Annotated in this window: 29 protein-coding genes; 9 read left to right on the top strand and 20 right to left on the bottom strand. The window is 56.1% G+C overall.

Annotated features, from left to right (window positions below; genetic code table 11):
• The first annotated feature begins 351 nt into the window (after window positions 1-351).
• The 6 genes from ABLV75_RS18445 to ABLV75_RS18420 all read left to right on the top strand — a co-directional run bounded on the left by ABLV75_RS18445 (window position 352) and on the right by ABLV75_RS18420 (window position 4,911).
• Window positions 352-666: a BON domain-containing protein gene (locus tag ABLV75_RS18445; protein WP_004104803.1), complete on the top strand. Its 315-nt coding sequence runs from the start codon at window positions 352-354 to the stop codon at window positions 664-666.
• A gap of 127 nt (window positions 667-793) precedes the next feature.
• Window positions 794-1,360 carry a fructose-1-phosphate/6-phosphogluconate phosphatase gene (yqaB, locus tag ABLV75_RS18440; protein ID WP_004104801.1) on the top strand — a complete coding sequence of 189 codons (567 nt, stop codon included), beginning with the start codon at window positions 794-796 and terminating at the stop codon, window positions 1,358-1,360.
• A complete protein-coding gene (locus ABLV75_RS18435) occupies window positions 1,357-1,785 on the top strand; it encodes a YqaA family protein (RefSeq protein WP_004104799.1) in 429 nt (142 codons plus the stop codon). Before yqaB ends, ABLV75_RS18435 begins: the two co-directional genes overlap by 4 nt.
• Before the next feature lie 66 nt (window positions 1,786-1,851).
• Window positions 1,852-3,408, top strand: coding sequence for a glutamate--cysteine ligase (gene gshA / locus ABLV75_RS18430; RefSeq protein WP_004104796.1), 1,557 nt, complete (start codon window positions 1,852-1,854; stop codon window positions 3,406-3,408).
• 165 nt (window positions 3,409-3,573) lie between these two features.
• Window positions 3,574-4,089 carry an S-ribosylhomocysteine lyase gene (gene luxS / locus ABLV75_RS18425; protein ID WP_004104795.1) on the top strand — a complete coding sequence of 172 codons (516 nt, stop codon included), beginning with the start codon at window positions 3,574-3,576 and terminating at the stop codon, window positions 4,087-4,089.
• A 54-nt stretch (window positions 4,090-4,143) separates the two neighbouring features.
• Window positions 4,144-4,911, top strand: a complete 768-nt coding sequence (locus ABLV75_RS18420) for a helix-turn-helix domain-containing protein (RefSeq protein WP_004104793.1) — start codon at window positions 4,144-4,146, stop codon at window positions 4,909-4,911.
• Here ABLV75_RS18420 and leuA read toward each other — a convergent pair.
• The 14 genes from leuA to ABLV75_RS18350 form a co-directional block, all read right to left on the bottom strand.
• Window positions 4,890-6,566 carry a 2-isopropylmalate synthase gene (gene leuA, locus ABLV75_RS18415; RefSeq protein ID WP_032734353.1) on the bottom strand — a complete coding sequence of 559 codons (1,677 nt, stop codon included), beginning with the start codon at window positions 6,564-6,566 and terminating at the stop codon, window positions 4,890-4,892. The two genes, ABLV75_RS18420 and leuA, sit on opposite strands and share 22 nt — an antisense overlap.
• Window positions 6,567-6,710: 144 nt before the next feature.
• Complete coding sequence (gene emrB / locus ABLV75_RS18410; RefSeq protein WP_004104788.1) at window positions 6,711-8,249, bottom strand: multidrug efflux MFS transporter permease subunit EmrB; 1,539 nt, start codon at window positions 8,247-8,249, stop codon at window positions 6,711-6,713.
• A gap of 15 nt (window positions 8,250-8,264) precedes the next feature.
• Complete coding sequence (gene emrA, locus ABLV75_RS18405) at window positions 8,265-9,437, bottom strand: multidrug efflux MFS transporter periplasmic adaptor subunit EmrA (protein ID WP_004104787.1); 1,173 nt, start codon at window positions 9,435-9,437, stop codon at window positions 8,265-8,267.
• 133 nt (window positions 9,438-9,570) lie between these two features.
• Entirely contained in the window at window positions 9,571-10,101 is a 531-nt protein-coding gene (mprA, locus tag ABLV75_RS18400; protein ID WP_004104785.1) for a transcriptional repressor MprA, read from the bottom strand.
• Between the two features lie 91 nt (window positions 10,102-10,192).
• Window positions 10,193-10,528, bottom strand: a complete 336-nt coding sequence (ygaH, locus tag ABLV75_RS18395; protein WP_004104783.1) for an L-valine transporter subunit YgaH — start codon at window positions 10,526-10,528, stop codon at window positions 10,193-10,195.
• Window positions 10,518-11,243: an AzlC family ABC transporter permease gene (locus tag ABLV75_RS18390; RefSeq protein WP_085955735.1), complete on the bottom strand. Its 726-nt coding sequence runs from the start codon at window positions 11,241-11,243 to the stop codon at window positions 10,518-10,520. The genes ygaH and ABLV75_RS18390 overlap by 11 nt, the downstream gene beginning before the upstream one ends.
• 299 nt (window positions 11,244-11,542) lie before the next feature.
• On the bottom strand, window positions 11,543-12,538 hold the full coding sequence (gene proX, locus ABLV75_RS18385; protein ID WP_004104779.1) for a glycine betaine/L-proline ABC transporter substrate-binding protein ProX: 996 nt from the start codon (window positions 12,536-12,538) through the stop codon (window positions 11,543-11,545).
• A gap of 59 nt (window positions 12,539-12,597) precedes the next feature.
• Window positions 12,598-13,662 (bottom strand): glycine betaine/L-proline ABC transporter permease ProW, encoded by a 1,065-nt coding sequence (gene proW / locus ABLV75_RS18380; RefSeq protein WP_004104777.1) that lies wholly within the window; start codon window positions 13,660-13,662, stop codon window positions 12,598-12,600.
• Complete coding sequence (proV, locus tag ABLV75_RS18375; protein WP_004104775.1) at window positions 13,655-14,857, bottom strand: glycine betaine/L-proline ABC transporter ATP-binding protein ProV; 1,203 nt, start codon at window positions 14,855-14,857, stop codon at window positions 13,655-13,657. The genes proW and proV overlap by 8 nt, the downstream gene beginning before the upstream one ends.
• Before the next feature lie 345 nt (window positions 14,858-15,202).
• Complete coding sequence (gene nrdF / locus ABLV75_RS18370) at window positions 15,203-16,165, bottom strand: class 1b ribonucleoside-diphosphate reductase subunit beta (protein WP_004104773.1); 963 nt, start codon at window positions 16,163-16,165, stop codon at window positions 15,203-15,205.
• Between the two features lie 10 nt (window positions 16,166-16,175).
• A complete protein-coding gene (nrdE, locus tag ABLV75_RS18365; RefSeq protein ID WP_004104771.1) occupies window positions 16,176-18,320 on the bottom strand; it encodes a class 1b ribonucleoside-diphosphate reductase subunit alpha in 2,145 nt (714 codons plus the stop codon).
• On the bottom strand, window positions 18,293-18,703 hold the full coding sequence (gene nrdI, locus ABLV75_RS18360) for a class Ib ribonucleoside-diphosphate reductase assembly flavoprotein NrdI (protein ID WP_004104769.1): 411 nt from the start codon (window positions 18,701-18,703) through the stop codon (window positions 18,293-18,295). The genes nrdE and nrdI overlap by 28 nt, the downstream gene beginning before the upstream one ends.
• Window positions 18,700-18,945: a glutaredoxin-like protein NrdH gene (nrdH, locus tag ABLV75_RS18355; RefSeq protein WP_004104766.1), complete on the bottom strand. Its 246-nt coding sequence runs from the start codon at window positions 18,943-18,945 to the stop codon at window positions 18,700-18,702. The genes nrdI and nrdH overlap by 4 nt, the downstream gene beginning before the upstream one ends.
• A 183-nt stretch (window positions 18,946-19,128) precedes the next feature.
• Window positions 19,129-19,560, bottom strand: coding sequence for a carboxymuconolactone decarboxylase family protein (locus ABLV75_RS18350; protein ID WP_004104764.1), 432 nt, complete (start codon window positions 19,558-19,560; stop codon window positions 19,129-19,131).
• Between the two features lie 87 nt (window positions 19,561-19,647).
• Here ABLV75_RS18350 and ABLV75_RS18345 point away from each other — a divergent pair, with 87 nt between their 5' ends.
• On the top strand, window positions 19,648-21,009 hold the full coding sequence (locus ABLV75_RS18345; protein WP_004104761.1) for a PLP-dependent aminotransferase family protein: 1,362 nt from the start codon (window positions 19,648-19,650) through the stop codon (window positions 21,007-21,009).
• A 69-nt stretch (window positions 21,010-21,078) separates the two neighbouring features.
• On the opposite strand, the gene ABLV75_RS18340 is transcribed toward ABLV75_RS18345, so the two are convergent.
• On the bottom strand, window positions 21,079-21,405 hold the full coding sequence (locus ABLV75_RS18340; protein WP_004104759.1) for a DUF883 family protein: 327 nt from the start codon (window positions 21,403-21,405) through the stop codon (window positions 21,079-21,081).
• 149 nt (window positions 21,406-21,554) lie between these two features.
• Between ABLV75_RS18340 and ABLV75_RS18335 the strand changes: the two genes are divergently transcribed.
• The gene (locus ABLV75_RS18335) at window positions 21,555-21,905 is read left to right on the top strand and encodes a DUF2002 family protein (RefSeq protein WP_004104757.1); all 351 of its coding nucleotides are present in this window, start codon (window positions 21,555-21,557) and stop codon (window positions 21,903-21,905) included.
• A 41-nt stretch (window positions 21,906-21,946) separates the two neighbouring features.
• On the opposite strand, the gene alaE is transcribed toward ABLV75_RS18335, so the two are convergent.
• Window positions 21,947-22,396, bottom strand: coding sequence for an L-alanine exporter AlaE (gene alaE / locus ABLV75_RS18330; protein ID WP_004104747.1), 450 nt, complete (start codon window positions 22,394-22,396; stop codon window positions 21,947-21,949).
• A gap of 704 nt (window positions 22,397-23,100) precedes the next feature.
• Here alaE and stpA point away from each other — a divergent pair.
• Entirely contained in the window at window positions 23,101-23,502 is a 402-nt protein-coding gene (gene stpA, locus ABLV75_RS18325; RefSeq protein WP_004104745.1) for a DNA-binding protein StpA, read from the top strand.
• 46 nt (window positions 23,503-23,548) lie between these two features.
• Here the strand turns inward: stpA and ABLV75_RS18320 are convergent, their stop codons facing one another.
• From ABLV75_RS18320 to ABLV75_RS18305, 4 genes are all read right to left on the bottom strand, one after another.
• Window positions 23,549-23,728, bottom strand: coding sequence for a hypothetical protein (locus ABLV75_RS18320; RefSeq protein ID WP_004104744.1), 180 nt, complete (start codon window positions 23,726-23,728; stop codon window positions 23,549-23,551).
• 92 nt (window positions 23,729-23,820) lie between these two features.
• Window positions 23,821-24,342 carry a rhodanese family protein gene (locus ABLV75_RS18315; protein WP_004104743.1) on the bottom strand — a complete coding sequence of 174 codons (522 nt, stop codon included), beginning with the start codon at window positions 24,340-24,342 and terminating at the stop codon, window positions 23,821-23,823.
• Window positions 24,343-24,351: 9 nt separating this feature from the next.
• The gene (locus ABLV75_RS18310; RefSeq protein WP_004104742.1) at window positions 24,352-24,651 is read right to left on the bottom strand and encodes a metalloregulator ArsR/SmtB family transcription factor; all 300 of its coding nucleotides are present in this window, start codon (window positions 24,649-24,651) and stop codon (window positions 24,352-24,354) included.
• A 251-nt stretch (window positions 24,652-24,902) separates the two neighbouring features.
• Window positions 24,903-26,678, bottom strand: coding sequence for a sigma-54-dependent Fis family transcriptional regulator (locus tag ABLV75_RS18305; RefSeq protein ID WP_004104735.1), 1,776 nt, complete (start codon window positions 26,676-26,678; stop codon window positions 24,903-24,905).
• Between the last annotated feature and the right edge of the window lie 84 nt (window positions 26,679-26,762).

Below are 26,762 nucleotides of genomic sequence, written 5' to 3'. Positions count from 1 at the left end.
GGCTACGAACCGAGCGGTCGGAGGTTCGAATCCTCCCGGATGCACCATATTCTCCGAGATAACAGCCACGCGGTTGTTTCATGGTCTGCGAGATGATCGCCAGCACCAGGGAGGATAACGTTGCTTTAGCAACGGCCCGCAGGGCGAACCGAGTGAGTCATGCTCCCGGATGCACCTATTCTCTTCATAATAAATATTCTTCAGTTCCTCCTCCTTATCTCAAGCATGTTAAGCGCAATAATTCACCTTATTCTTCAGCACTTTTTTCATTGGCAACTCCCTCTTTCCACTATAATTTATTCCTGTATATCGATCTGATTTTGGGTGAGATAAGTGCAAGGAGAGAAATCCATGAAATGGTTCAAAGCAATAACTGCGTTTTGCGCGACGCTGCTGGTGGCCGTATCGCTGGCGGGCTGTGCCGGTTCGTCCACAAAGGAGAGTACCGGTGGTTACATTGACGATACCGTCATTACGACTAAAGTAAAAACCGCGCTCTTCAATGACAAAGAGATAAAGTCTTCAGAAATTAGCGTCCAGACCTTTAAAGGTCGCGTACAGCTCAGCGGCTTTGTCTCATCCGCAGACAGCGCTAAACGTGCGGTCGAAGTCACGAGAAAAGTGCAGGGCGTTCGCGTGGTTGAGAACGATTTAAGAATCAAATAATCGCAGCAGACTGCACTGTTATTAGCAAGGGCGCCACAGAGCGCCCTTGTTGCATCTACCGCTGGCAGCGACAAACCTGACCTTTTGCGTTACAGTAACACCTCCTTAACCGGTTGATGAGAAGACGATGTACGAACGTTATGCAGGACTGATTTTTGATATGGATGGCACGATCCTCGATACCGAGCCGACGCATCGTAAGGCATGGGACGAGGTTCTGGGACGTTACGGCATGCGTTTCGATATGCAGGCCATGGTCGCGCTTAACGGATCTCCAACCTGGCGGATTGCTCAGGCCATTATTGAATTAAATCAGGCTGATTTAGATCCTCATCTTCTGGCGCAGGAAAAAACTGCCGCTGTGAAAGCGATGCTGCTTGATAGCGTCCGTCCTTTACCGCTTATTGAGGTGGTCAAAGAGTGGCACGGTCGTCGTCCGATGTCAGTCGGTACCGGCAGCGAGAGCGCCGTTGCTGAAGCGCTGCTGGCTCATCTGGGTCTGCGTCACTACTTCTCGGCGGTGGTTGCCGCGGATCATGTCGCCAACCATAAACCCGCACCTGATACTTTCTTACTTTGCGCAGAGCGCATGGGCGTTGCGGCGGAGAAGTGCGTGGTCTTTGAAGATGCGGACTTCGGGCTGCAGGCGGCGAAGCGCGCCGGAATGGATGCCGTGGACGTGCGATTGCTGTGAGCGACTCGCTGTCGCTGATATCGCTGTTTGCCAGTAGCTTTCTAAGCGCAACGCTGCTTCCCGGCAACTCGGAAGTGGTGTTGATCGCCATGCTGCTGGCGGGGGTTAGCCAGCCGTGGTTACTGGTTTTAATAGCAATAATCGGTAATAGCCTTGGAGGGGTAACTAACGTTATTCTGGGGCGCCTGTTTCCGCTGCGCAAGACATCGCGCTGGCAGGAGAAGGCGACCGGCTGGCTGAGGCGCTACGGCGCGGTCACGCTATTATTAAGCTGGGCGCCTGTTATAGGCGATTTGCTGTGTTTACTGGCGGGATGGATGCGCATTTCCTGGGGACCAGTGCTCTTTTTTTTATGCCTTGGCAAAGCATTACGCTATATCGTCGTTGCGGCGATAACGCTTCAGGGCATGACGTGGTGGCACTAATTGGACTGATTGTTCAACCATTACAATTATGCTAATTCAAACGATTTCGACAGGCGGGAGGTCAAATTGATCCCGGACGTATCACAGGCGCTGGCCTGGCTGGAAAAAAATCCGCAGGCGCTGCAGGGTATTCAACGCGGTCTAGAGCGCGAAACGCTGCGCGTCAACGCTGATGGCACGCTGGCCACTACCGGCCATCCGGAAGCACTGGGTTCAGCGCTGACTCATAAATGGATTACCACCGATTTTGCCGAAGCTTTGCTGGAGTTTATTACGCCGGTTGATGGCGATATTCAGCATATGCTCACCTTCATGCGCGATGTTCATCGCTATACCGCGCGCCATATTGGCGACGAGCGGATGTGGCCGCTGAGCATGCCGTGCTATATCGCGCCCGGCCAGGATATTGAGCTGGCGCAGTACGGCAGCTCAAATATCGGCCGTCTGAAAACGCTGTATCGCGAAGGATTGAAGAATCGCTACGGCGCGCTTATGCAAACGATCTCCGGCGTGCACTATAACTTCTCTCTGCCGATGGCTTTCTGGCAGGCCAGGTGCGGCGTCGAGGATGCTGAAAGCGGGAAAGAGGCCATTTCTGCCGGCTATTTCCGATCTATTCGCAACTACTATCGTTTTGGGTGGGTCATCCCGTACCTGTTCGGCGCTTCCCCGGCTATTTGTTCGTCGTTCCTGCAAGGGAAGCCGACCACGCTGCCGTTTGAGAAAGCCAGCAACGGCATGTACTACCTGCCTTATGCGACCTCATTGCGCCTGAGCGATCTCGGCTATACCAATAAGTCGCAAAGCAATCTCGGAATTACGTTTAACGATCTGCATGAGTATGTGGCAGGATTGAAGCGGGCGATTAAAACGCCATCCGAAGAGTATGAGAATATCGGGCTGGAGAAAGACGGCAAGCGTCTGCAAATTAACAGCAACGTGCTGCAGATCGAAAACGAGCTGTACGCGCCGATTCGGCCGAAACGCGTGACCCGCAGCGGTGAAACGCCTTCCGACGCGCTGCTGCGCGGCGGCATTGAATATATCGAAGTCCGCTCCCTGGATATCAACCCGTTCTCACCGATTGGCGTTGACGAACAGCAGGTACGTTTCCTCGATCTGTTTATGGTCTGGTGCGTGCTGGCCGATGCGCCGGAAATGAGCAGCGACGAGCTGCTGTGCACGCGCACTAACTGGAATCGGGTGATTCTGGAAGGCCGCAAGCCGGGCCTGACGTTGGGTATTGGCTGCGAAACCGCCCAGTACCCGCTGGCTCAGGTCGGCAAAGATCTGTTCCGCGATTTACGCCGCGTGGCGCAAACGCTGGATAGCATTCACGGATGTCAGGCTTATCAGCAGGCCTGCGATGAGCTGGTCGTCTGCTTTGACAACCCGGAATTAACCTTCTCGGCGCGCGTTCTGCGTTCTATGCTTGAAGAGGGGATTGGCGGTACCGGCAGAGAGCTGGCCGATCGGTATCGGACGTTGCTGCGCGAAGAGCCGCTGGAAATTTTAAGCGAAGCGGATTTTGCTGCCGAACGCGAAGCGTCGGTACAGCGTCAGAAGAAGGTGGAAGCGGCGGACAGCGAGTCGTTTGAAGCGCTACTGGCGAGGCATGCGTAGTTTTACGAGCCGTAAAAAAGAAAACGGCCACATCACTGTGGCCAAACTTTCATCTCTGATTCAGGGATGATGATGATAATAAATGCGCGTCTTTCATATACTCAGACTCGCTGCCTCAAAAAGAGTTCATTTTATTTTTAAAAAAATCACTATCGGAGGTGAAGAATGCCGTTGTTAGATAGTTTCACAGTCGACCATACCCGAATGGAAGCGCCTGCGGTGCGCGTGGCGAAGAAAATGAACACGCCTCACGGCGATGAAATCACCGTTTTCGATCTGCGATTCTGCGTACCAAACCAGGAAGTGATGCCGGAAAGAGGTATTCACACCCTTGAGCACCTGTTTGCCGGCTTTATGCGCGATCACCTGAACGGCAATGGTGTGGAAATTATCGACATCTCTCCGATGGGCTGCCGTACCGGGTTCTATATGAGCCTGATCGGTACGCCGGACGAGCAGCGCGTCGCGGATGCCTGGAAAGCGGCGATGGCCGACGTGCTGAAGGTGAAAGATCAGAACCAGATCCCGGAGCTGAACGTTTACCAGTGCGGAACCTACACCATGCACTCGCTGGAAGAAGCCCAGGAAATCGCTCGCCATATCATTGAGCGTGATGTCCGCGTCAACAGCAACGACGAGCTGGCGCTGCCGAAAGAAAAACTGCAAGAGCTGCACATCTAGTGCTATCGCTACGGCCCGGCGAAGGCTGCCGGGCCGCAATTCATCAACGCCGCAATGTCGACGACTTTAACCCTCAACTTCCAGCATCGCTCACTGGTGCCTTTTGCCCATGATTATGCCCATGGCGATAGCGAACCCTGGCATCAGCACGATTGCGCTCAGCTGTTACATATCCTCAGCGGCGTAGTACGGGTGGAAACCGCGCAGGGTTATTGGGTTGTGCCGCCGGGGCGAGGCGTCTGGCTGCCCGCCGGTACGCCGCATACGCTACGGATTACCGGCGCGGCGGCTGCGCGAACCCTGTTTATCGATCCCCTTGCCCGCGCCGATCTCCCTTCAACCTGCCAGATAGTACAGATCACTCCGCTGCTGCGTGAACTGATTGTCGCGTCGCTGACGCTGGCGGAATCTTACGCGCCGGGCAGCCGCGATGAACGAATCTACGAACTGATCCTCGATGAGATTCGCGGTATGGCGGTGCTGCCGTTTGGCCTGCCGGAGCCGCAAAGCGAAGCGCTGCGCCGTTTATGCCAGAAGGTACGAGAAGCGCCAGGAGAGCCGTGGGGCAGCGCCGCGGCGGCGAAAGAGAGCAGCATGAGCGAGCGCACGCTGAATCGCCATTTTCAGCAGCAGACCACGCTCACCTGGAGCGAGTGGGTGCGCCGGGCGAAGCTGATGGAAGCGCTGGTTCGCCTGGCGCAGGGGCATTCGGTACTGCGGGTGGCGCTGGATCTCGGCTACGGCAGCCACAGCGCTTTTAGCGCCATGTTTCGCCGGGTGTTAGGCGTGACCCCCAGCGATTACTTCCGCTCGCCGGAGTGATGGTTTTCGCTCATCGCGTTGCACAGCGCCTGCAGCGAGGCGCGCGCCACATCGTTATCAATTCCGACCCCCCAACGGCTCTCGCCATTCGGGAAGATGCAGCGAATATAGGCCACTGAACGGCTGTCGCTGCGTTCACCCAGGGTGTGCTCATGATAATCTTTAATCACGAAGTTTTGCCTTAACAGGACGCTAAGCCCGGCGGCGGCGGCGGACAGCAGGCCGTTGCCGCGGCTCTGCAGTCGTCGCGTTTCACCGGCGATGCGCAGGGTAGCCTGCAGAGAAAGCTGGCCGTCCTGCTGGCTATCGCTTTGGTAATCCAGCAGCGCAAGCGGCGGCTGGGGGAGCAGTCCGTAGCGCGCGCGAAACAGCTGCCATAGCGCATTCTGGGTCATCTCTTTCCCGTGAGCGTCGGTTTCGTGCTGGACGTGCAGGCTAAAATCCTGCTGCAGCGCACGCGGAAGCTTGAGGCCATGATTCTGTTCAATCAGCCATGCGCTCCCGCTTTTGCCGGACTGGCTGTTAACGCGGATCACCGCCTCGTAGCTGCAGCCGATATCCTGCGGATCGATAGGCAGGTAGGGCATTTCCCAGCGTTCGCCGGGCCGGCGGGCATCGAATCCCTTTTTAATGGCATCCTGATGCGAGCCGGAAAAGGCGGTGTAGGCCAGACTGCCCGCCCAGGGATGGCGCGGATGAACCGGGATCTGATTGCAGCTTTCGACGATTTCGACCACCCGCTTCATCCCGGAGAATTTGAGCCGGGGATCGATGCCCTGGCTGTAGAGATTCATCGCCAGCGTCACCAGGCAGACGTTACCGGTGCGCTCGCCGTTGCCGAACAGGCAGCCTTCGACGCGGTCGGCGCCTGCCATCACCGCCAGCTCCGCGCTGGCAACGCCGGTACCCCGATCGTTATGCGGATGGACGCTGATGCACACATCGGCGCGGCGCGAAAAGTGACGGCAAAAATGCTCAATTTGATCGGCATATACGTTGGGCGTGCTCACTTCTACCGTCGCGGGCAGATTGATAATCATCGGCCGTTCGGCGCAGGGCTGCCAGATTTCCGCCACCGCCTCGCAAATCTCCAGCGCGAATTCCGGCTCGGTGAAGCAAAAGGTTTCCGGAGAGTACTCGTATTGCCAGCGGGTCAGCGGCTGCTGCTCGCACTGCTGACGGATAAGCCGGGTCGCGCGGGTCGCCAGGTCGATCACCTGCGCTTTGTCCATTCCAAAAACCAGCTCGCGAAACAGCGGCGCGGTGGCGTTATAGAGGTGTACGGTAGCGCGGTGGGCATCGCGCAGAGCGGCAAACGTACGCAGGATCAAATCTTCCCGCGCCTGGGTCAGTACCTGAATCGTCACATCCTGCGGAATGCGCTGCTCTTCAATCAGTTGACGTACAAAGTTGAAGTCGGTTTGTGAGGCGGAGGGAAAGGCAACCTCAATCTCTTTAAAACCACACTCCAGCAGTAAATCCCAGAACTGCAGCTTGCGCGCGCTATCCATCGGCTCGGCCAGCGCCTGGTTGCCGTCGCGCAGATCGGTAGAGAGCCAGCGCGGGGCGCGGGTTATTTGCTGCTCTGGCCAGCAGCGGTCAGGCAGGGCGATCGGCGGATAGGGGCGGTATTTTTCACCGGGTTGAGTCAGCATGATTTTCTCCTTCTTAGCGGATCTTCATCGTGCATGAGGTGGGCAAAAGCGATCTCCAGCAAACCGGACATCGACTAGCGCAAACTGGACAATCTGCGTTTTGGGCAATAAAAAAGGGATCCGCAGATCCCTTCAGGGTAAATCTTAATGCGCGCCGCCGCCGCCGCCCCCGGCGCTAAACGGCGGTCTGGCAAACCATACCAGCCCGAGCAGAAGGATAAACACCGCCGCCGAGAACCAGAAAATTTCGTTGGCGGAGATAATCAGCCCCTGGTTGGTAATCTGCTGCGCTATCCAGCCGGATGCCTGCTGTTGCGTCATTCCTAATCCCTGCAGCTGGTCGTACATCTGCTGGGCGTTGGGATTGTATGGCGTCACCGACTCGGTAAGCTGCGCATGGTGCAGCGCCTCGCGGTTCGTCCACATGGTGGTGGTAATCGAGGTGCCGATAGACCCCGCCAGCGTACGCGTGAAGTTCGACAGGCTCGACGCCGCCGCCAGCCTTTCCGGCGGCAGGCCGGACAGGGTGATGGTGGTCAACGGCATAAAGAAGCAGGCCACCGCGAAGCCCTGGATAAACTGCGGCCACGCCGAGGCGCCAAAGTCCATTCCCGGTTCGAAGGTCCATGCGCGCCAGTAGAAACAGACCGCGTACATGATAAAGCTAAAGGTGACCAGCCGACGCATATCCAGCTTATGCGCAAAGCGGCCGATAATCGGCGACAGGATAACCGGGATCACCCCGACCGGCGCCGAAGCCAGACCGGCCCAGGTAGCGGTATAGCCGTATACCTCCTGCAATAGCTGCGGCAACAGCACGATAGCGCCGAAGTAGAGCATATAGGCGAGGCTGATGCACAGGCAGCCGATGGTAAAGTTTCGCGACTTGAAGAGCGACAGATCGACGATGGGGTTGTCGTCGGTTAGCTCCCAGACGATCAGGAAACTTATCGCCACCACCGCGACAATCGTCAGGATGATGATCTCGTTGGAGGCGAACCAGTCCAGCTCTTTACCCCGGTCGAGCATTACCTGCAGGCTACCGATACCGATAATCAGCAGCGCCAGGCCCACGCCGTCGATCCGCCGCTGTTCGGTGCGGGTTTCCCGGTTGCGCAGCGTTTGCAGCGTCATCACCACCACGGCGATGCCAATCGGCACGTTGATGAAGAAGATCCAGCCCCAGTGGTAGTTGTCGCTGATATAGCCGCCGAGAATCGGGCCGCAAATCGGCGCGACGATCACCGTCATTGACCACAGCGCCAGCGCGATTGACCGCTTGGCGGGCGGGTAGTTGCTGAGCAGCAGACTTTGCGACAGCGGGATCAGCGGACCGGCGACGATCCCCTGTATCACGCGGAAGAAAATCAGCATCGTCAGGCTGTTGGAGACGCCGCAGGCCCAGGAGGCGATAGCGAACGCCACCGTCGACCAGAGGAATAGCTTCACTTCGCCAACGCGCTTTGCCAGCCAGCCGGTAATCGGAATGGAGATAGCGTTCGCCACCCCAAACGAGGTGATAACCCAGGTCCCCTGGCTCAACGATGAGCCAAGGTTACCGGCGATGGTGGGGATGGCCACGTTGGCGATGGTGGAGTCCAGCACCTGCATAAAGGTCGCGAGCGACAGCGCAATGGTCATAATGACCAGCTGCGCGCCTTCCAGCGGTTTTTGCTGTTGCATTACGCTCACCCCGAATTATCCGGCGTTGGCCTGGATGATGTCGTTTATCAGCTTATTGACCGGCTCAAGGCCGATTTCACGGGCATTGCTTTCGTAAACCGGAGCGCTACGTACCTGGCTTGCCAGCATCTCGCCGCCGCGGTCGGTGGTGTTCACTTCAACCAGCGTCGAAAGGCCGATGCGCAGCGGGTGCTCTGCCAGCTGTTTTTCATCCAGCTCGATACGTACCGGCAGGCGCTGAACCACTTTGATCCAGTTGCCGGTAGCGTTCTGCGCAGGCAGCAGCGAGAAGGCGCTCCCGGTCCCCATATCGAGACCGACGACTTTACCGGTGTATTTCACATCATCACCATAAATGTCGCTGATCACGGTGGCAGGCTGACCAATACGCATGTGCGCCAGCTGCGTTTCTTTGAAGTTGGCGTCAATCCACAGGTTGGTCGCCGGAACGACGGCCATCAGCGGGGTAGTGGTGGTGATTTGCGCGCCGGGCTGAACGGAACGGCGAGAAACGTAGCCGCTAATTGGGCTGACGATCTTCGTCCGCTGCAGGGCCAGCCAGGCGTTACGCACTTCGGTGGCCGCTTGCAGGACCGCAGGCTGTTGTTCCAGCTTCGTGCCCAGAACGATCGCCTGGTTGGCGTTGTATTGCTGAATCGCCACGTCCAGTTCGGCCTGCGCGCTGGCAACCGTGTCGCGCGCATGCTGCAGCTCTTCGCGGCCAATCAGGTTGGCCGCGCCCAGCGGAATACGACGGTTAAGGTCGGTTTGCGCCTGGGAAAGCGCGGTTTTTTTCACTTCGATGCTGGCCTGCAGCTGCTTGCTGTTGATCATCTGCTGGCGCGTTTGACGTACGCTGGCGGCCAGCTGGGTTTGCGCTTTTTCAAATGCCTGCTGGGCGTCGGTCTGGTCGAGGGTGACCAGCGGATCGCCTTTTTGCACGTAGTCGGTGTTGTCGGCCCAGACTTTCGTCACGCTGCCGGACACCTGGGCCATAATCTGTACCTGATTCCCTGCCACGTACGCGTCGTCGGTCTCTTCGTAGTGACGCAGTACCAAAAACCAATAAATCCCGTATGCCACGGCAACAATAATAAAGAGCAAGGTCAGCAGCAGGAGGGCGCCTTTACGCTTCCCTTTTTTGCTGCCCGGTTGCTGCGGGGTTTGGCTCTCCGCATTTGCGCTCATGTTATTCTCCACGATCTTATTATTTCACATCGGCTGAGCCGACCTGTTTATCAGAAAGGCCAGCAGAAAGATCTGCTGGCCTGTCCGTTTTCCTTGTCAATCCAGAAAAATTGGTGAGCGGTTGGTTCCGCGCTTAGCGCAGAGACTCCGCAAGCACGCCATCCTCTTCCATTTGGTCAAGGCGACCAAGCAGCTTACGGGTGATGTGCTCAAGCTGATCCTTTTCGCTGGTGCTTAAAGAGGACCAGAGCTGATGCAGGCAGTTGTGCTGCGGCGGTAAGACTTCGCGCAGGAACTGATGCCCTTTTTCGGTAAGCTGTAGATGCAGGCAGCGACGATCGTTATCGCTTTCGCGGCGCTCGATCCAGCCGCGTTTTTCCAGCTCGTCGGCAATGCGCGTGGCGTTGGTTCGCGAAGAGCCCAGCGCGCAGCTCAGCTCGGAAGGCTGAATGCTGTGGTTTTCCTGAGACTCAAGCGTGATCAGCGCCATAAACAATGTCTCGTTAATCCCTTGCGCTTTCAGCATCTTGTTACGGTTTTCCAGCAGTTTTCCCTGCATATGCATGCAAAGACGAGTAAGCAGAATTTCCTGAAAAGGGAAGTCTTCGTGACGGCTGGCGCGGAACTTGAGCATTTGCTCAATGGGAGTAAACGAACTATCCATTTTGGTTATGACCTCATTAATTACAGCCGATATAATAACTATTGTGACAAATAAATCAAATCAATTATTGACAAAAACTTATACTTTAAGCTTATAGCCATACGCTGATTTTCCAGACAACACCGTAGGTTAGCGCGCTCAAAAGCGTAGGCGTAATTATGCTGCGTGTTTTCCAAAACGCCAGGCCCAACGCGGCGAAGCCTGCTAATGTGGGCAGCAGGCGGCGGGCGTCATGGAGGATTTCCGGCACGCTGGAGACAACCAGCAGCGCGCAAATGGAGGCGATGCCGATGGTATCGAGCAGGACGCTGACCGGGCCGCGGCGAGTCGGACGCACGTTTCCGGCGCGCAGGCGCAGCGGCAGATAGCGAAAGAGATAGTTCACGCAGCCGACCACGACGCCGAGAATGAAGACATCACTGTTCATCGGGCATCCCCTGAATGCTGGCCTGCACCAGAGCAGTCAGGCAGCCGCAGACAATCCCGGCAAGGATCGCCGCGGGTATGGAAAACAGAATCATGCCAGCCAGCGCGCCTGCCAGCGCGGCGGTAACGCTCAGCGACTGCTTGCGCTGGAATGAGGCGAGTAAAAAGCTCATAAACAGCGCCGGCAGCATAAAGCCCAGCGCCGCTTCCACTGCCGGAAAGTTAGTCAGCAGGCCGCTGCCCGAATAAGCGCCGATCAGCGTGCCGAAGACCCATGAAGCCCAGGACATAAAAGCGATGCCGATCATCCAGTTATCGCTCCAGCGTCGATTGTCGCGGACCAGCTTAGCGGTGGCAGCGGCAAAAACTTCATCGGTCAGGCCGAATGCCCAGAGTGCGGTTTTTTTCTTGCTCATCGCGCGCTGAATGCGGCTGCGCAGGGACGGGCCGTACAGCACATGGCGAACGTCCATCGCCATGACGGTGAGCGCGGCGACCCATAGCGAGCTTCCTGCGGCCAGCATGGCGGTGATCACGAACTGGCTGGCGCCGGCGTAAATAATGCAGGAGAAGAACAGGCTTTCCAGCGGAGTAAAGCCAAGCTTAGTGGCGTTGAGACCGAAGGCGAAGGCGACGGGAATATAGCTGATGACGATCGGCAGGCTGTCCTTAATGCCTTCAGCCAGCGTCGCCTCGTCAGCGGGGGGAGTGTGCATCAATGCGTCAGGGTTTTCCATAGGAGTTGCTTATTAATAACTCACGTGAAAATCACATGATTAATCAGGTGGATTTACCTTAGCAGAGAGCGGCGCGGCTTAACAGTAACGAAAACGTTGATGGCTAAAGTTATGCAGTTTATTTGCATATCAATCCATCATTTAGAACAGGAGATGTCGTGTTGTGCAGGAGGCCGTCTTCCCCGGGGGCGACGCAAAGCGCCTTGCCCGGGCTACGGGTTTTGTAGCCCGGACAGATGTGTAGTATCGCCTCCGGGAATTGGCTATAAATTGGGAGACTATTTCTGCGCGGCCAGCGCTTCTTCCACCCAGCCGTCAAACTGCTGCTGGTGGGCTTTGATCCAGCCATCGACGTGGCCCTGGATATCTGCCTCAGAACCATGTCCCGCGTGCATCATGGCATTTTCGGCGTTGATATCGGCAATCGGCAGCTTCATGATGCTGAACAGTTTCGCCGCCGCCGGGTTTTTCTCGGCCCAGGATTTGTTGGCGACAATATGCATTGTGTTCACCGGGAAGCCATAGTTCATGCCGTTTGGCAGCTTGGTATCAATATCTTTCTGTTCGCCCGGCAGGGAAGAGAACGGCACCTGCAGCCAGACGACATCTTTACCCGGCTTCAGCACGTCGCTGACCCAGTAAGGCGTCCAGGTGTAGTAGATCACCGGTTTGCCCTCCTTATAGCGGGCGATGGTATCGGCCATCATCGCCGCATAGTTGCCCTGATTATGCACTACCGTATTGCTCAGGCCGTAGGCATCAAGCTGATGGTTGATGACCGCTTCACAGCCCCAGCCTGGCGTACAGCCGGTCAGATCGGCTTTGCCGTCGCCGTTGGTGTCAAAAAGTTTGGCGATTTTCGGATCTTTTAGCTGGTCGATAGATTTGATGTGGTACTGCTCGGCCGTTTTCTTATCAATCAGGTAGCCCTGCGCCGCCCCATTCACAAACACGCCTTCGCGGTAGAATTTTTTATCACCGCCGGCGGCTGCGTACATATCGTCATGCAGCGGCTGCCAGTTGGTGGCGATGTAGGTGGTATCACCTGCGGCGATCGAGGTGTAGGCGACGTTATAGTCAACTTCGCTCGGCTTATCGACGGTATAGCCGAGCTTTTCCAGCGCGCGGCTGACCAGCAGGGTCTGGAAGGTCTCTTCCGAAATTGTGCTCTGTGCTGGTTTTACGGTAATGCCTTTACCAGGCAGATCCGCCGCGAAGGCGGTGGTCGAAATGAGGGCGGTAAACGCTGTGGCAAGGATCGCTGTATGTCGCATCGTTGTTCCTTTATTTGTCAGAAGGGAAGTCCATCCCCCCGGCAGGGGGGGATGTGCTCTTATTTACAGAAAGGGCGAGTAATCAGCCCCAGAGGGCCGGTTGCGTACCAGCGGCGGTTGCCGCGGCTGCGCGAGTCCCGTCCTACGGCCTGAGTCAGACGGTCAAGAATAATGGCGAGGATAACAATCCCGACGCCGCCAACGGTGGCCAGACCCATATCAAGGCGACCGATGCCGCGTAGTACCATCTGGCCAAGACCGCCAACGGCAATCATTGAGGCAATCACCACCATCGACAGGGCCAGCATTAGCGTCTGGTTAACCCCGGCCATAATGGTCGGCATGGCCAGAGGCAGCTGAACCTTAAACAGCATCTGACGCGGGCTGGCGCCGAAGGAGCGCGAAGCTTCAATCAGATCCGCCGGCACCTGGTTAATCCCCAGAATAGTCAGACGAACAATCGGCGGTAGGGCGAAGATAATGGTCACTACCACGCCCGGAACGTTACCGATACCGAACAGCATGACGATGGGCACGAGATAAACGAACGCCGGGGTGGTTTGCATCGCATCCAACAGCGGACGGATAATCTTCGCCGCCCGCGGGCTCCGCGCCAGCCATATCCCAAGCGGCAGGCCGATCAGCATACAAAACAGCAGCGCGGTCAGCACCAGCGCCAGGGTTACCATCGCCTGCGACCAGGCGCCGATAGCGCCGATGGCGATCAGCGAAATCAGCGTCGCCGCGCCCATGCCGATGCTGGAAATCTGCCAGGCAATCAGCGAGAAAATAATAATCGCCACCGGCGCCGGCATGCCCAGCAGCAGTTGCTGGAAGGCGCTCAGGATGTAATCCACCGGTACGCGGATCCCCTGGAAAATCGGACGGAAATGCATCACTACCCAGTCGATGCCGTGCGTGACCCAGCTATCGAGCGGAATCAGCGTTTTATGGAACGGATCCATTATATTGAAGTGTTCCGGCTGCGGCGCAGGCGCGCTGCTTAGCCAGTCGGCACCGCCGCCATCGGTCGGTGCTGGCGTAGAAGTGCCCCACGCATCGGCGGATTGCGCGGCGCTATCCGCCGCCGGTGCGGTGTCCCACGGGTTAGATTGATCAGCCATTGTTTGCCCCCTCGCGATCTAAAGCCTGCAGCAGCATGCGTTTTGAAATGATGCCGATGTACTGGTGCCCTTCATCGACAACCGGCACCGCGCACGGTGCATGGCCGACGTGAGAGAGCAGCTCGCTGAGCGGCGTTTGCGCATCCACCGCCTGTGGGGAGTCGATTAACGCCGCATCAATTCCCTGACCCTCGCTCAGCGCGGCTTTCAGGGAATCGATGGAAACAATGCCAACAAACTTATTCCCGCGTTCAATGACGTAGCCATATTCGCGGTCTTCATCCTGAAGTAATTTCAGCGCGGAACGCGGGCCGAAACCTGGCGTTTTACGAATCAGGCCAACCGGACTACGGCGGGCAATATCTTTGGCACTGAATACCTGGCTAATATCGACGCCGCGGAAGAAGGTTCGAACATAATCATTGGCAGGATTATTGAGTATTTCATCCGGCGTACCGACCTGAACCACTTCACCATTTTGCATAATGGCAATGCGATCGCCAATTCGCATGGCTTCATCAAGGTCGTGGGAAATAAATACCACGGTGCGCTGATGTCTGGCCTGTAATTTAGTTAGCTCATCCTGCATTTCCGTACGAATTAAGGGATCGAGCGCCGAGAAGGCTTCATCCATTAACAGAATATCGGGGTTGATCGCCAGCGCGCGGGCGAGACCAACGCGCTGACGCATGCCGCCGGAGAGCTCGTCCGGCCAGGCGTGAGCGTAGTTTTCCAGACCTACCTGACGCAGCGCCTCCAGCGCTTTCTCCTGGCGTTCCTGAGTCGGCACGCCGGCCAGCTCCATGCCGAAAGCGGCATTATCCAGTACGGTCATGTGCGGCATAAGGGCAAATGATTGAAAAACCATTGCAATCTTTTTCCTGCGCACTTCGCGAAGCTCGGCCTCAGAGATTTTAGCGATATCGACACCGTCGATCAGAACCTGGCCGCGGGTGGGTTCAATCAGGCGATTGAGAAGGCGAACCATGGTCGATTTCCCCGATCCGGAGAGCCCCATGATGACGAATATCTCGCCTTCTTCAATGGTCAGACTGGCGTTCTTTACGCCAAGCGACAACCCCGTCTTTTCCAGTATTTGTTCTTTCGATAGTCCTTTTTCGATATATTTGAAAGCCCGCTGCGGGTGCTCGCCAAATATCTTATAGAGATTCTTGATTTCTAATTTAATTGCCATGCAATAGAGCGTTTCCTGTTATTTATTAATATCGATATGGTACCCGGTGGTGATAATTGCTTTTTTACACCCTAACATACTGAGAATCTGTGACAACCCTTTATGGCGAATTACTGCGGGAATGCACAAGGGACAATTCCGGTACATCCCCCGTGATATAAGGGCTGAGCGGGAATTGCTCATGGTTGATATTTTTTAGTTATGTTAGCTTAATTCGGGCGGAAATCGATGGCATTCTGTTGAATATGACGCAGTGATGACCGAAAGATATTGAGTGGGATGAAAATGAATAATGTGAAATAAATCACCAGGAAATATGCAGATATATTCCTGGTGAAAGTAAGGCTAAAAGTCCCAATCGCTATCGACGGTTTCTTCCGCTTTTCCCATGACATACGACGAACCCGAGCCGGAGAAGAAGTCGTGGTTTTCGTCGGCATTCGGCGAAAGCGCAGCGAGGATCGCCGGGTTGACGGCAGCCATTTCCGCCGGGAACAGCGCCTCGTAGCCGAGATTCATCAGCGCCTTGTTGGCGTTATAGCACAGGAAGGCGTTAACCTCTTCAACCCAGCCGCTATCGCCATACAGCTCGCGGGTATAGGCCAGCTCGTTGTCATACAGATCCATCAGCAGATCGAGGGCGAAGTTTTTCATCTCTTCACGCTTCTCGGCGCTGACTATTTCCAGCCCTTTCTGGAATTTGTAGCCAATGTAATAACCGTGTACCGCTTCATCGCGGATGATCAGGCGAATCAGATCGGCGGTGTTGGTCATCTTCCCCCGGCTGGAGAAGTACATCGGCAGCCAGAAGCCGGAATAGAAAAGGAATGATTCGAGAAAAACGCTGGCGATTTTTTTCTTCAGCGGTTCATCAGCCTGGTAGTACTCCAGCATCAGCTGCGCTTTACGCTGCAGCGGCGCGTTTTGTTCGCTCCAGGCGTAAGCGGCATCGACGTCTTTAGTCTGGCAGAGAGTAGAGAAAATGGAGCTGTAGGAGCGAGCGTGTACCGCCTCCATAAAGCTGACGTTCGACAGTACCGCCTCCTCGTGCGGGGTGAGAGCGTCGGCCATCAGCGCCGGGGCGCCAACGGTATTCTGGATGGTATCAAGCAGCGTCAGGCCGGTGAAGACGCGGATTGTCAGCTGCTGCTCCGCCGGGGAAAGCGTTTGCCAGGCGGGGATATCGTTAGACAGCGGCACCTTCTCCGGTAGCCAGAAGTTGCTGGTCAGCCGATTCCAGACCTCCAGATCCTTATCGTCTTCAATTTTGTTCCAGTTGATGGCGCTGACGCGCGATAAATGGGTCATCCTGTTCTCCTTACAGCGCGCAGGACACGCAGCCTTCGATTTCGGTACCTTCCAGCGCCAGCTGGCGCAGACGGATGTAATAGAGCGTTTTGATGCCTTTCTTCCACGCGTAAATTTGCGCTTTATTGATATCGCGCGTGGTCGCGGTATCGGGGAAGAACAGAGTCAGCGACAGCCCCTGATCGACATGACGCGTCGCCTCGGCGTAGGTGTCGATGATCTTCTGCGGGCCGATTTCGTAAGCATCCTGATACAGCGCCAGGTTGTCGTTGGTCATAAACGGCGCCGGATAATAGACGCGTCCGGTTTTCCCCTCCTTGCGGATCTCTATCTTCGACACGATCGGATGGATGCTGGAGGTCGCGTGGTTGATGTACGAAATAGATCCGGTGGGCGGCACCGCCTGTAGGTTGCGGTTATAGATGCCGTAGCGCATCACGTCATCGCGCAGCTGCCGCCACATATCGCGGTCGGGCAGGGTAATCGCGGAGCGGGCAAACAGCGCGCGGACTTTTGCCGTTTTCGGCTGCCAGTCGCCTTCCAGGTAGGGCCGGAAATAGTCGCCGCTGGCGTACCGCGACTGCTCGAATCCGGCAAAACGGGTCCCTCTTTCACGTGCTATCAGCATTGAAGTGCGCAGCGCGTGCCAGGTAATGGTATAGAAATAGAAATTGGTGAAATCCAGCCCTTCCTCGCTACCGTAGGCGATGCCCTCGCGCGCCAGATAGCCGTGCAGATTCATCTGTCCGAGGCCGATGGCGTGTGAAGCGGCATTACCCGCCGCGACCGACGGCACCGAACGGATATCGCTCATATCGGACACCGCCGTCAGACCGCGCACGGCAACTTCGACCGTGCGGGCAAAGTCGGGAGAGTCCATGGTGTGGGCGATATTCAGCGAGCCGAGGTTGCAGGAGATATCCTGGCCGATGCTGGCGTAATCCAGGTTTTCATCAAAGGTGGAAGGCGCGTTGACCTGCAGGATCTCCGAACACAGGTTGCTCATATTGATGCGCCCGGCAATTGGGTTCGCGCGGTTAACCGTGTCTTCAAACATGATGTACGGGTAGCCGGATTCAAATTGAATTTCCGCCAGCCGCTGGAACAGATCGCGGGCGCGGATCCAGCGCTTGCATACCCGCTCGTCGGCCACCAGTTGCGCATACATTTCGCTTACCGCGATATCGCCGAACGGTTTACCGTACAGACGTTCGACGTCGTAGGGCGAGAACAGCGCCATCTGCGCGTCTTCCTTCGCTAGCTGAAAGGTAATATCCGGAATGACGACCCCGAGCGAGAGCGTTTTTATGCGGATTTTTTCATCGGCATTCTCGCGTTTGGTATCGAGGAAACGCAGGATATCGGGATGATGGGCATGCAGATAGACCGCGCCGGCCCCCTGACGCGCGCCGAGCTGGTTGGCATAGGAGAAGGCATCTTCGAGCATTTTCATCACCGGTACGACGCCGGAGGACTGATTTTCGATACGCTTGATCGGCGCCCCGGCTTCGCGAAGATTAGAGAGCAGAAACGCCACGCCGCCGCCGCGTTTCGATAGCTGTAGCGCCGAATTCACCGCCCGGCCAATCGATTCCATATTATCTTCGATACGCAGCAGGAAACAGGAGACCAGTTCGCCGCGCTGCTGTTTACCAGCGTTGAGGAACGTCGGCGTAGCGGGCTGGAAACGCCCGGAGAGGATCTCATCGGTTAGCTGGTGGGCCAGCGCCTCGTTACCCTGCGCCAGGCTCAGGGCCACCATACAGGTGCGGTCGGCAAAGCCTTCAAGGTAGCGCTTACCATCAAAGGTTTTCAGCGCGTAGCTGGTATAAAACTTCCATGCGCCGAGAAAGGTCTGGAAGCAAAAACCGCCGTTTTGCGCATAGGTAAACAGCTCAAGAATAAACTGGCGATCGTAGCGCGCCAGGACCCTGGCATCGTAATAGCCTTCGGCGACCAGCCACGTCAGCTTGTCGTCCTGGCTGGCGAAGGGCACGGTATTCGGCTCAACGTGGTTGGCCATAAACGCCGCCACTGCCTGGCGATCTTTGTCAAACGGGATGCGACCATTGCTGTCGTAGAGATTCAGCATCGCGTTGAGGGCATGGAAATCCGGCGCCTCGGTGGTTATACGTTCTGCGGTTGTCGTTGCCAAAATTCGCTTACTCCTTTACGCACGTTGTCGACATCTTGCGGGGTGCCCATCAGCTCAAAGCGATAGAGGTACGGTACGCCGCATTTCTGCTTGATGACGTCACCCGCCCGACCGTAGGCCTCGCCGAAATTGCGGTTACCCGCAGCGATGACGCCGCGAATGAGCTGGCGGTTATGCGGATCGTTGAGAAAACGGATCGCCTGGCGGGGTACTGCGCCCGCCGTGCCGCCGCCGCCATAGCTGGGGACGATAAGAATGTAGGGTTCGTCTACCTGAATGCGCTCGCGTTCGTTAAGCGGTATACGCACGGCGGGCAGCCCCAGACGCTGGACGAACCGATGCGTGTTTTCGGAACTGCTGGAGAAGTAGACGATCAGGCTCATAGGCTGGCCGCTGAGGCTGTTGGACGCAGGCGGTTAATCATATCGGGACGGAAGCCGGACCAGCGGGTCTCCCCGGCAATCACCACCGGTAGCTGGCGGAAGCCTTGCTCGCGCAGCATATCGACGGCTTCAGGATGATGGTCAATATTGACCATGTCGAACTCAAACCCGCGGGTTTCCATGGCCCGTTTCGTGGCATGGCATTGCACGCAGTCATTTTTAGTGTAAATAGTAATGCGCATGATTCGTATTTCCATTTAAGATAACAGCACGACGCAAAAACTGGCGCCGCGTGCTATGGGTTATCGTTGAAGGAAATACTAGATGTAGTTATTTAAAAGTTCAACAACTCAATATATATGGTTTTTGTAAAGACTGGCCCCCGAGGAAAGATCCGCCGGGGGACGGGATTTCTTACCGAAAAATTACAGACGCATGCTTACCGCCAGGCGGTTAAAGGCGTTCATCAGGCTGATGGCGAAAGTCAGATCGCTAATCTGCCGGGCGTTAAAATGATCGAGGAGCGGTAGATAAACAGCGTCTTCCGCATGGCTTTCGGCGATATGGGTGACCGATTCAGCCCACGCCAGCGCCGCGCGTTCCGCATCGCTGAAATGGGCGCTCACCCGCCAGCCTGCCAGGGCGTCCAGTTTGTTTTGCGCCACGCCGGATTGACGCAGGGCTTTGCTGTGCATCTCCAGGCAGAAGGCGCAGCCGTTGATTTGCGATACCCGCAAATACACCAGTTCTATCAGCGCGCCGTCCAGCTCGCTTTTTTCCAGCGTAATCTTGGCCTTAACCAGAGCGTTATAGACTTCCGGGCTCAGTTCATTGTACGGCTGACGTAGTGTGTTCATTTTACTCTCCTCATTAAGACGCGAGGAAAATAGCACTATAATGGACTGCATAAGATAGCCATATTGTGATGAAAAAAGCAGACCATGATGGATGCCAAAAAAATCCCGCATTACCAGCGTATCGCCCGACAGCTCAAGCAGGCAATTGAGCGCGGCGAGCTGGCGCCGGGCAGCAGGCTGCCGGCGAGTCGGGTCTATGCTCAGGAGCTTGGCGTATCGCGAGCAACGATTGAAAACGCCTGGGGAGAGCTGGTAGCGCAGGGCTGGCTGGAGCGGCGCGGGCAGGCGGGAACCTTTGTCAGCGATCGCCTCAGCCCACAGCAAAGCGTGCCTGAACGCTCTGTTACCGGCGATGAACCGACGGCGCCGCTGCCGCTTCAGCTTGGGCTGCCCGCGCTGGATCTGTTTCCACGCGGTCTGTGGACGCGGATCATGGGGCGCCGGCTGCGTACGCAAACGCGTTTCGATCTCGCGCCCGGCGATCCCTGCGGGGACCCGACGCTTCGGCAGGCGATCGTCGATTATTTGCGCCTGTCGCGCAGTATAGAGTGTCGTCCTGAGCAGGTGCTGGTGACGGGTAGCTACGCGGCGTCGATGAGCCTCATTCTGCGAACCCTGTCCCGGCCGGGCCAGCAAATGTGGATGGAGGATCCGGGATTTCCGCTTATCCGGCCGATCGTGAGCGGCGAAGGGGTGGCGATCTGCCCGGTTCCGGTTGACGAAGACGGAATGGATATTGGCTGGGCGCAGCGGCATTACCCAAACGCGAATTTTGCGCTGCTGACGCCGGCTCATCAAAGCCCGCTCGGCGTTGCGCTCTCATTGACCCGGCGCAGACAGCTCCTGCTATGGGCGGCGCAGAATAACGCGTGGATTATCGAAGATGATTACGATAGCGAATTCCGCTATCGCGGCAAGCCGCTGCCGCCGCTAAAAAGCCTCGACGCCCCGCAGCGCGTCATCTACGCCGGTGCGTTCAGTAAAACGTTTTTCCCGGCATTACGCGCAGCGTGGCTGGTGGTGCCGGAACCGCTGGTGGCGCAGTTTCGCCAACAGGCGGCGCTGATGAGCTGTAGCGTGCCGACGTTGTGGCAGCAGACGCTGGCTGATTTTATCCGCGAAGGCCATTTCTGGCGCCATCTGAAGAAAATGCGCGCCAGCTATGCTCAGCGTCGTCAGTGGCTTGAATCGGCGCTGCGGGAGCACGGTATCGCGGTGGTTCCGCAAGCGGGCGGCATTCAGATGGTCGTCAGGGTAAGCGGCGACGATCGTCAACTGGCCCTGCGCGGCAGACAGGCCGGTCTGGCCATCCAGGCGTTAAGCGACTGGCGAATGGATAGCCGGGGAGAAGGGGCGCTGCTGATGAGCTTCACCAATTTAACCTCAGCGGAGATGGCGGGCGAGGTGGTACGAAAGCTGACTCGGGCTCTCGCTTCTCAGGACAAATAAAAACCCCTGCATACCGGAGTAGGCAGGGGTGGACGCGTATTTGTTATCTTCATTGGTCTGACAGTTTTATTATCGACGTAAATTCAACAATACGCCAATAAATACCCCAACGGCTGCTGCAGCGCCAACGCTTTGCCACGGTTTGTCGCGCACGTAGCTGTCAGCGCAGCCCATGGCGTCGCATGCCGCCTGCTGAACGCGGTTGTTGCCGTTAAGGCGCGCGCGGGTCTCTTTTAGCAGCGCCTGCGCTTTTTTACGCGCGGCATCCGCTTCGTCTTTGGCGTCGCTGCCCCATGATTTCAGCACCTCTTCCAGCGTATCCGCTAATTGGCTGACATCGTTATGGATATCTTCAGCGCTCTCTTCTACGTTGTTGCGGTTTGCTCGGTTGGCCATTGGTTTCTCCCTTTATTCCATTGAGTCTATAAGTGTAGGACAAGATTTTGCTTTATGCTGTAAATCGCCCTTTATGGAATATTCCGAAAGCGTTGGCTTTAATGAATAAGGTAAGGTTAACGTGCGGTAAAAGATAATGAGGAATTAGTATGTATTTAAGACCCGATGAGGTGGCGCGAGTTCTTGAAAAAGCCGGCTTCACCATGGATGTAGTGACGCAAAAAGCCTATGGCTATCGCCGTGGCGATAATTATGTTTACGTGAACCGTGAAGCTCGTATGGGGCGTACCGCGTTAATTATTCATCCGGCTTTAAAAGAACGCAGCACTACGCTTGCGGAGCCCGCGTCGGATATCAAAACCTGCGATCATTACGAGCAGTTTCCGCTGTATTTAGCGGGAGACGCTCAGCAGCATTATGGTATTCCACACGGGTTCAGTTCGCGCATGGCGCTTGAGCGTTTTCTGAGTGGCCTGTTTGGCGAAGCGCAATACAGCTGACAAAAAGCGGCTGGCGGAACCAGTCGCTTTTTTGCATTAACTCAGGCTTTGGCCTGCTGGTAGGGACTGACGCGGAAAAGGCGTCGGCAGTAGTCGAGGAAGTAGCCGTACGCTGCGCCCATCATCATCGACACCACGATATTTGAACTTACCGCCGCGGCAATCTGATGCCAGTCAGCGCCGACAACCAGCAAAATCGCCACGTAGACCGGCGACTGGAAAGTCACATAGGCCACCACATCCGCAATGTTCTTCATCCAGCCTGATGTGCTGACGCGGCGCGCCTGGCGCATCGCAAAATCGCGATAAAAACCGTAGGGGACGGCAATAATAATGTTCACCGGAATCGCCACCAGTCTTGAAGATAACGACTGCTCGAAGCTCATTCCGGAGAGAAAGATTTCGATCATCATGTTCACAACGGTGCAGTAAACCACCATCGCAAAGGTGTCTGCTACCGCATGACGCAAGCGGGACTGCGCAGAGAACATCGGTGTGCTCCTCGAAAATGAAGTCGATAATGCCAAAAGATTCGCTTTTGTTTAGCGTTTTGGGTTGCCTGTTTTGATGTGCGTAGAGTATATCTCTGCATTAAAAGTGGCAACTAGCTATAAATTTTTATTTAAAGGCTTTTTGTCGATAAAATACTCTGCAACTGGCTGTTTTTTGTTCATTACGCTACTTTTGTTGTCATTGCTTCATTTTTTATTATTTATCAATGATTTGATTTTATTACGCGCAGAATGGACGATACCTCTGGCAATGGGTAACAGCGTCGTTTCGCGACAGAATCGGGTTCTGATGTGAACGGGGTCACTTTTGGAGTTTTTTACGTATCAAAGAGCATAAAACCAGCATGATATGCTGTATAACTCTCTGGGTGGCTATTCATAACTCATGCATGAATATTCCGTACAGACGCCTGCCGCATTTTGCCTGGCTAAGCGGAATATTCTGATAACTCGCTGAGCCTACAGGTATTACATCAAAGAATGGCCGCTATTCATATTGACCTATCTTTCAGCGCTTATTCATTGCTAATAATTACCCTGTTATCGGTTTGTTTATCATATTTGTTGTCGCTAAGTGAGGATGGATATACAGAATTATCCAGGGCTGGAAATAAATAATCGAATCAATTAAACTATTGCCGTCACTTTTGTTTTATTTGCTATTTGGGAATTTTTTGAAATATATGTCATTACTATTAGAGAAACTGAATAATATTCGTTCACTCCGCGCCATGTCTCGTGAATTCTCCATTGACGTGCTTGAAGATATGCTGGCAAAGCTAAGGACCGTCACTGAAGAAAAACGCGCTGAAGAGCAGGCTGCTCAGGCACAGCAGGCGGAATATCAGGAAAAAATAAACACCTGGCTGGAATTAATGACCGCTGACGGTATCACCCCAGAGGAATTAGTGGGCCACGCGACCGCGACTTCAAAAGGCGGCAAAAAGCGCCAGCCGCGTCCGGCTAAATATCGTTTTACCGATCATACCGGCGCCGAGAAAACCTGGACCGGGCAGGGACGTATGCCGAAGCCGCTCGCTAAAGCCGTCGCTGAGGGTAAATCCCTTGAGAGCTTCCTGATCTAATATTCAGAACGGTGGGGAAACCCACCGTTATTTTTACCCGGCTTAATCAGCACACGCCAAAATCGCCGTCTTCTTTATAAGCCGTTACCTCGGTTGCTTTCAGCGTATATTTCTCCCCCTGCTCGTTACCGGCCTGAACGGCAATAATGCTGTCGCCCTGGACTTCAACGACTTTGAGTTTTGGTCCGCCTGCGCGCGGCTGTACCAGGTCACCGACTGTAAACATACTTCTTCTCCTGTGTGCTGATAAAAATCATCGCTGACAATAACCATAGCTCAGCAAAAGCGTTATCAACAGCTGACCGAAAGAGGTAGGGGTTAACGACGATTCCAGGGCATCAGCGCCAAAAGCCGCGCCATGCCGCAAAAGCCGGTGATACCGGCGAAGGCGAGTCCGGCGCCGACGAATGCGCTAAGCAAAAAAAAGCCGCTGTTAACCGCATAACCTAAAGCGACGCCAAGCAAAATCAGGACGCCTGCGGCGATTTGAACCTGACGCATCAGCGGTAGCGGCTGTGATTTATCCTCTTCCACCGGCAGACCTGCCGCTTTCCAGGCCTGTATTCCACCAGCCAGCAGCCTGGCCTGCGCCGGCGCGGCGGAGGCGGCCAGACGGGCGGCGTTATTCTGAGTGCGCGAACCTGCCTGACAGTGAAAAACAATCGTCTCCTCGGGGCTGGCGTGCAGCGCTGCGCCTTTGTTCAAGGTTTCCAGTGGGACGAGTTGTGCGCCGGGAATATGCTCACGGGCGTATTCATCGGCATCGCGGATATCGACCAGCCGGGCGCCTCTGTCGATGAGCGCCCGGGCTTCGGCGGGAGAAAGTGTAGCGATAGTCATAGACGCTCCTTAAGGACAGTAAATTGACTTTAGCGCGGTGACGATTTGCTGCACCGCTGGCCGGGTAATGAAGTAGTGGATCCGCTGCGCCTGACGCTCGCAGCCGATCAGCCCTTCATCGCGCATTCGCGCCAGATGTTGAGATGTGGCGGAGGGGCTTAATCCGGTGATCCGCGCCAGCTCGCCGGCGCTGGTGCCCGGCGAATCGCACAGCATGCACAGAATCAAAAGCCTGCTGGGATGGCTCATGGCTTTCAGCAGCGCGGCGGCTTCGCCCGCGCTGGCCTGTAGCTGTTCTGGTGTATTCATTTATTTTAGTCTTTTCTAAATTTAGTAAATACTAAAATAAAAAAGCGCATTACGCCAGTCATGAATGTTGTGAGGCTAAATAGCCTGGCTGAATCCACGACGATTTATTTCAGCCTGTGGCGTCGGTAGCGCGCAGCTTGTCTGGCAGGGCGTCGGGCGACGATTAACCTCCCTGTGCGAAACGATAAGTAAACGCCTGTTCGCCTGGCTACCGCCGCGCTTCATGCCCTGACGTAATCTCCATGGCTGGCTCACTGGCCTCCGCGGCGGGCGGCGCGGCGATAGAGCGTACTGCGTGCGACGCCTAAAGCCTGCGCGGCCTTACTGATATTGCCGTTATAGCTTGCCAGGGTGTCGGCAATCAGCTGCGCATCGTGCTGCTGTAGCCCACCCGGCGCGGCGGTCGGGGTTCGGTACTCATGAGGCAAATCATCGACCCCCAGCGTTTCACCATCTTCGGCAAGCGCCAGCAATACTCTCATCAGGCTTTGCAGCTGGCGCACATTGCCTGGCCAGGGCTGAGCCGCCAGCCGTTGTATAACCTCCGGGGCCAGCGTGATGCGACGTTTCTCTCCGCCCTGCTCGCGCCACAGCCGCTGAATAAACGCAGGCAGTTCAGGCCACTTGCGCAGCGGCGGCAGCGTCAGGGCAAACTCACGCAGGCGGTAGAGCAGGTCTTCGCGGAAGACGCCTTCGGCCACCCGCTGCGCCAGGTTGCGATGGGTCGCGCAAATGACCGCGAAGTTCACCGGCGAGCTCCGGCTGGCGCCTAGCGGCGTGACCTCTTTCTCCTGCAAGACCCGCAGCAGCCGGGTCTGTAGCGCTAACGGCATATCGCCAATTTCATCAAGAAAAAGAATGCCGCCATCGGCCTCGCGGATTTTGCCGATATAGCCGTTTTTGTTTGCCCCGGTAAACGCGCCGGGCTGGTAGCCAAACAGTTCTGATTCAATTAGCGATTCCGGAATAGCGGCGCAGTTGATGGCGACGAATTTGCCGCTGCTCCAGCGGCTGTGCCGGTGCAGCGTGCGGCTGACGTACTCTTTGCCGCAGCCGGTCTCTCCTTCGATACATAAGCCAATCCCGGCATTAAGCAGACGCAGCAGCTTTTCTGATTCATGCGGGCTGGAGAACGGCAGATCGAGTGCCGGGCGCGCGGTCGTCGCCACGCTGGCGGTCGCGGGAGCACGCAGACGGTAATAGTAGTTGTGCCCTCCGACGGCGACCGGCAGCGGGATACTAACGGCGGTTTGCCGCAGCTGCGAAAAAAGCTGCTGGAAAGTGAGATGACCAAACCGGGCGGCGTCGAGGTCGAATTCGCGCATCGCCAGCCGGTTAGCCGCCGTCAGCACGTTATCGGTAAAGACCAGCAGCCGTTCGTCTACGCTGTCGAGTTTTTCCGCCCGGGGATGCAGGCTCATCAGCCACTGCTGCGGGTGCAGACTCTGTTTCACCCATAGATATTCTATTTGCTTCGCGGCGCCTTTTACCCACGCCAGCGTCCGGGCGTGCGGATAGTGGGCCGGGCCGGAGATATCCAGCACCCCGGCTATTTTCCCCTCGGGATTTTGCAGCGGTACGGCGGCGCAATACAGGCCCTGGTTGCTGGTGAGGAAATGCTGACGGCCATCAATTTCGCAGCTGTCGTCTATCGCCAGCGCGGTGCCGATGGCGTTGGTTCCGCGTCCGCTTTCGCTCCACAGGTTGCCCGGGGCTAAAGCGAAGCGCTGCGCTTTCTGCATGGCCTGCGTCTCACCAAAGGTTTGCAAAACCAGTCCGCTGGCGTCAGAGAGGATCACCACCGATTGCAGATCGTTGACCTTGCTGGACAAGGCATTAACCACCGGCTGGGCCAGCTTTTGCAGACGACTATGGCTGGCGAGCCTGTCGGCCAGCTCGCTGGCGTGCAGGCGAGGGAAGTCGTCAGTAGCGGGGTCGATGCCATAGCGCTGGCTGCGGCACCAGGAGTCGCTCAGCAGCGGGCTCGCTTTGATCTCTGGCGTCAGGGCAAATGGATTTCCTGGCACGGGACACCTCGTCATCTCACTAGTGTTGCAATATTGTAGCTACAAGGTTTTGTTAGTGTTGCGATTTGCAACACATAAGGAACA

This window comes from Klebsiella sp. CN_Kp066 (genome assembly GCF_040065135.1).
Lineage (GTDB): Bacteria > Pseudomonadota > Gammaproteobacteria > Enterobacterales > Enterobacteriaceae > Klebsiella > Klebsiella oxytoca.
Note: the sequence above shows the minus strand (reverse complement) of the source record. Positions and strands in the feature narration are given on the sequence as shown.

Coding starts and splice junctions, on each gene's coding strand:
- ABLV75_RS18445 (WP_004104803.1), top strand. CDS start 352: ATGAAATGGTTCAAAGCAATAACTGCGTTTTGCGCGACGCTGCTGGTG.
- yqaB (WP_004104801.1), top strand. CDS start 794: ATGTACGAACGTTATGCAGGACTGATTTTTGATATGGATGGCACGATC.
- luxS (WP_004104795.1), top strand. CDS start 3,574: ATGCCGTTGTTAGATAGTTTCACAGTCGACCATACCCGAATGGAAGCG.
- ABLV75_RS18420 (WP_004104793.1), top strand. CDS start 4,144: ATGTCGACGACTTTAACCCTCAACTTCCAGCATCGCTCACTGGTGCCT.
- leuA (WP_032734353.1), bottom strand. CDS start 6,566: ATGCTGACTCAACCCGGTGAAAAATACCGCCCCTATCCGCCGATCGCC.
- emrB (WP_004104788.1), bottom strand. CDS start 8,249: ATGCAACAGCAAAAACCGCTGGAAGGCGCGCAGCTGGTCATTATGACC.
- emrA (WP_004104787.1), bottom strand. CDS start 9,437: ATGAGCGCAAATGCGGAGAGCCAAACCCCGCAGCAACCGGGCAGCAAA.
- mprA (WP_004104785.1), bottom strand. CDS start 10,101: ATGGATAGTTCGTTTACTCCCATTGAGCAAATGCTCAAGTTCCGCGCC.
- ygaH (WP_004104783.1), bottom strand. CDS start 10,528: ATGAACAGTGATGTCTTCATTCTCGGCGTCGTGGTCGGCTGCGTGAAC.
- ABLV75_RS18390 (WP_085955735.1), bottom strand. CDS start 11,243: ATGCACACTCCCCCCGCTGACGAGGCGACGCTGGCTGAAGGCATTAAG.
- proX (WP_004104779.1), bottom strand. CDS start 12,538: ATGCGACATACAGCGATCCTTGCCACAGCGTTTACCGCCCTCATTTCG.
- proW (WP_004104777.1), bottom strand. CDS start 13,662: ATGGCTGATCAATCTAACCCGTGGGACACCGCACCGGCGGCGGATAGC.
- proV (WP_004104775.1), bottom strand. CDS start 14,857: ATGGCAATTAAATTAGAAATCAAGAATCTCTATAAGATATTTGGCGAG.
- nrdF (WP_004104773.1), bottom strand. CDS start 16,165: ATGACCCATTTATCGCGCGTCAGCGCCATCAACTGGAACAAAATTGAA.
- nrdI (WP_004104769.1), bottom strand. CDS start 18,703: ATGAGCCTGATCGTCTACTTCTCCAGCAGTTCCGAAAACACGCATCGG.
- nrdH (WP_004104766.1), bottom strand. CDS start 18,945: ATGCGCATTACTATTTACACTAAAAATGACTGCGTGCAATGCCATGCC.
- ABLV75_RS18350 (WP_004104764.1), bottom strand. CDS start 19,560: ATGAACACACTACGTCAGCCGTACAATGAACTGAGCCCGGAAGTCTAT.
- ABLV75_RS18345 (WP_004104761.1), top strand. CDS start 19,648: ATGGATGCCAAAAAAATCCCGCATTACCAGCGTATCGCCCGACAGCTC.
- ABLV75_RS18340 (WP_004104759.1), bottom strand. CDS start 21,405: ATGGCCAACCGAGCAAACCGCAACAACGTAGAAGAGAGCGCTGAAGAT.
- ABLV75_RS18335 (WP_004104757.1), top strand. CDS start 21,555: ATGTATTTAAGACCCGATGAGGTGGCGCGAGTTCTTGAAAAAGCCGGC.
- alaE (WP_004104747.1), bottom strand. CDS start 22,396: ATGTTCTCTGCGCAGTCCCGCTTGCGTCATGCGGTAGCAGACACCTTT.
- stpA (WP_004104745.1), top strand. CDS start 23,101: ATGTCATTACTATTAGAGAAACTGAATAATATTCGTTCACTCCGCGCC.
- ABLV75_RS18320 (WP_004104744.1), bottom strand. CDS start 23,728: ATGTTTACAGTCGGTGACCTGGTACAGCCGCGCGCAGGCGGACCAAAA.
- ABLV75_RS18315 (WP_004104743.1), bottom strand. CDS start 24,342: ATGACTATCGCTACACTTTCTCCCGCCGAAGCCCGGGCGCTCATCGAC.
- ABLV75_RS18310 (WP_004104742.1), bottom strand. CDS start 24,651: ATGAATACACCAGAACAGCTACAGGCCAGCGCGGGCGAAGCCGCCGCG.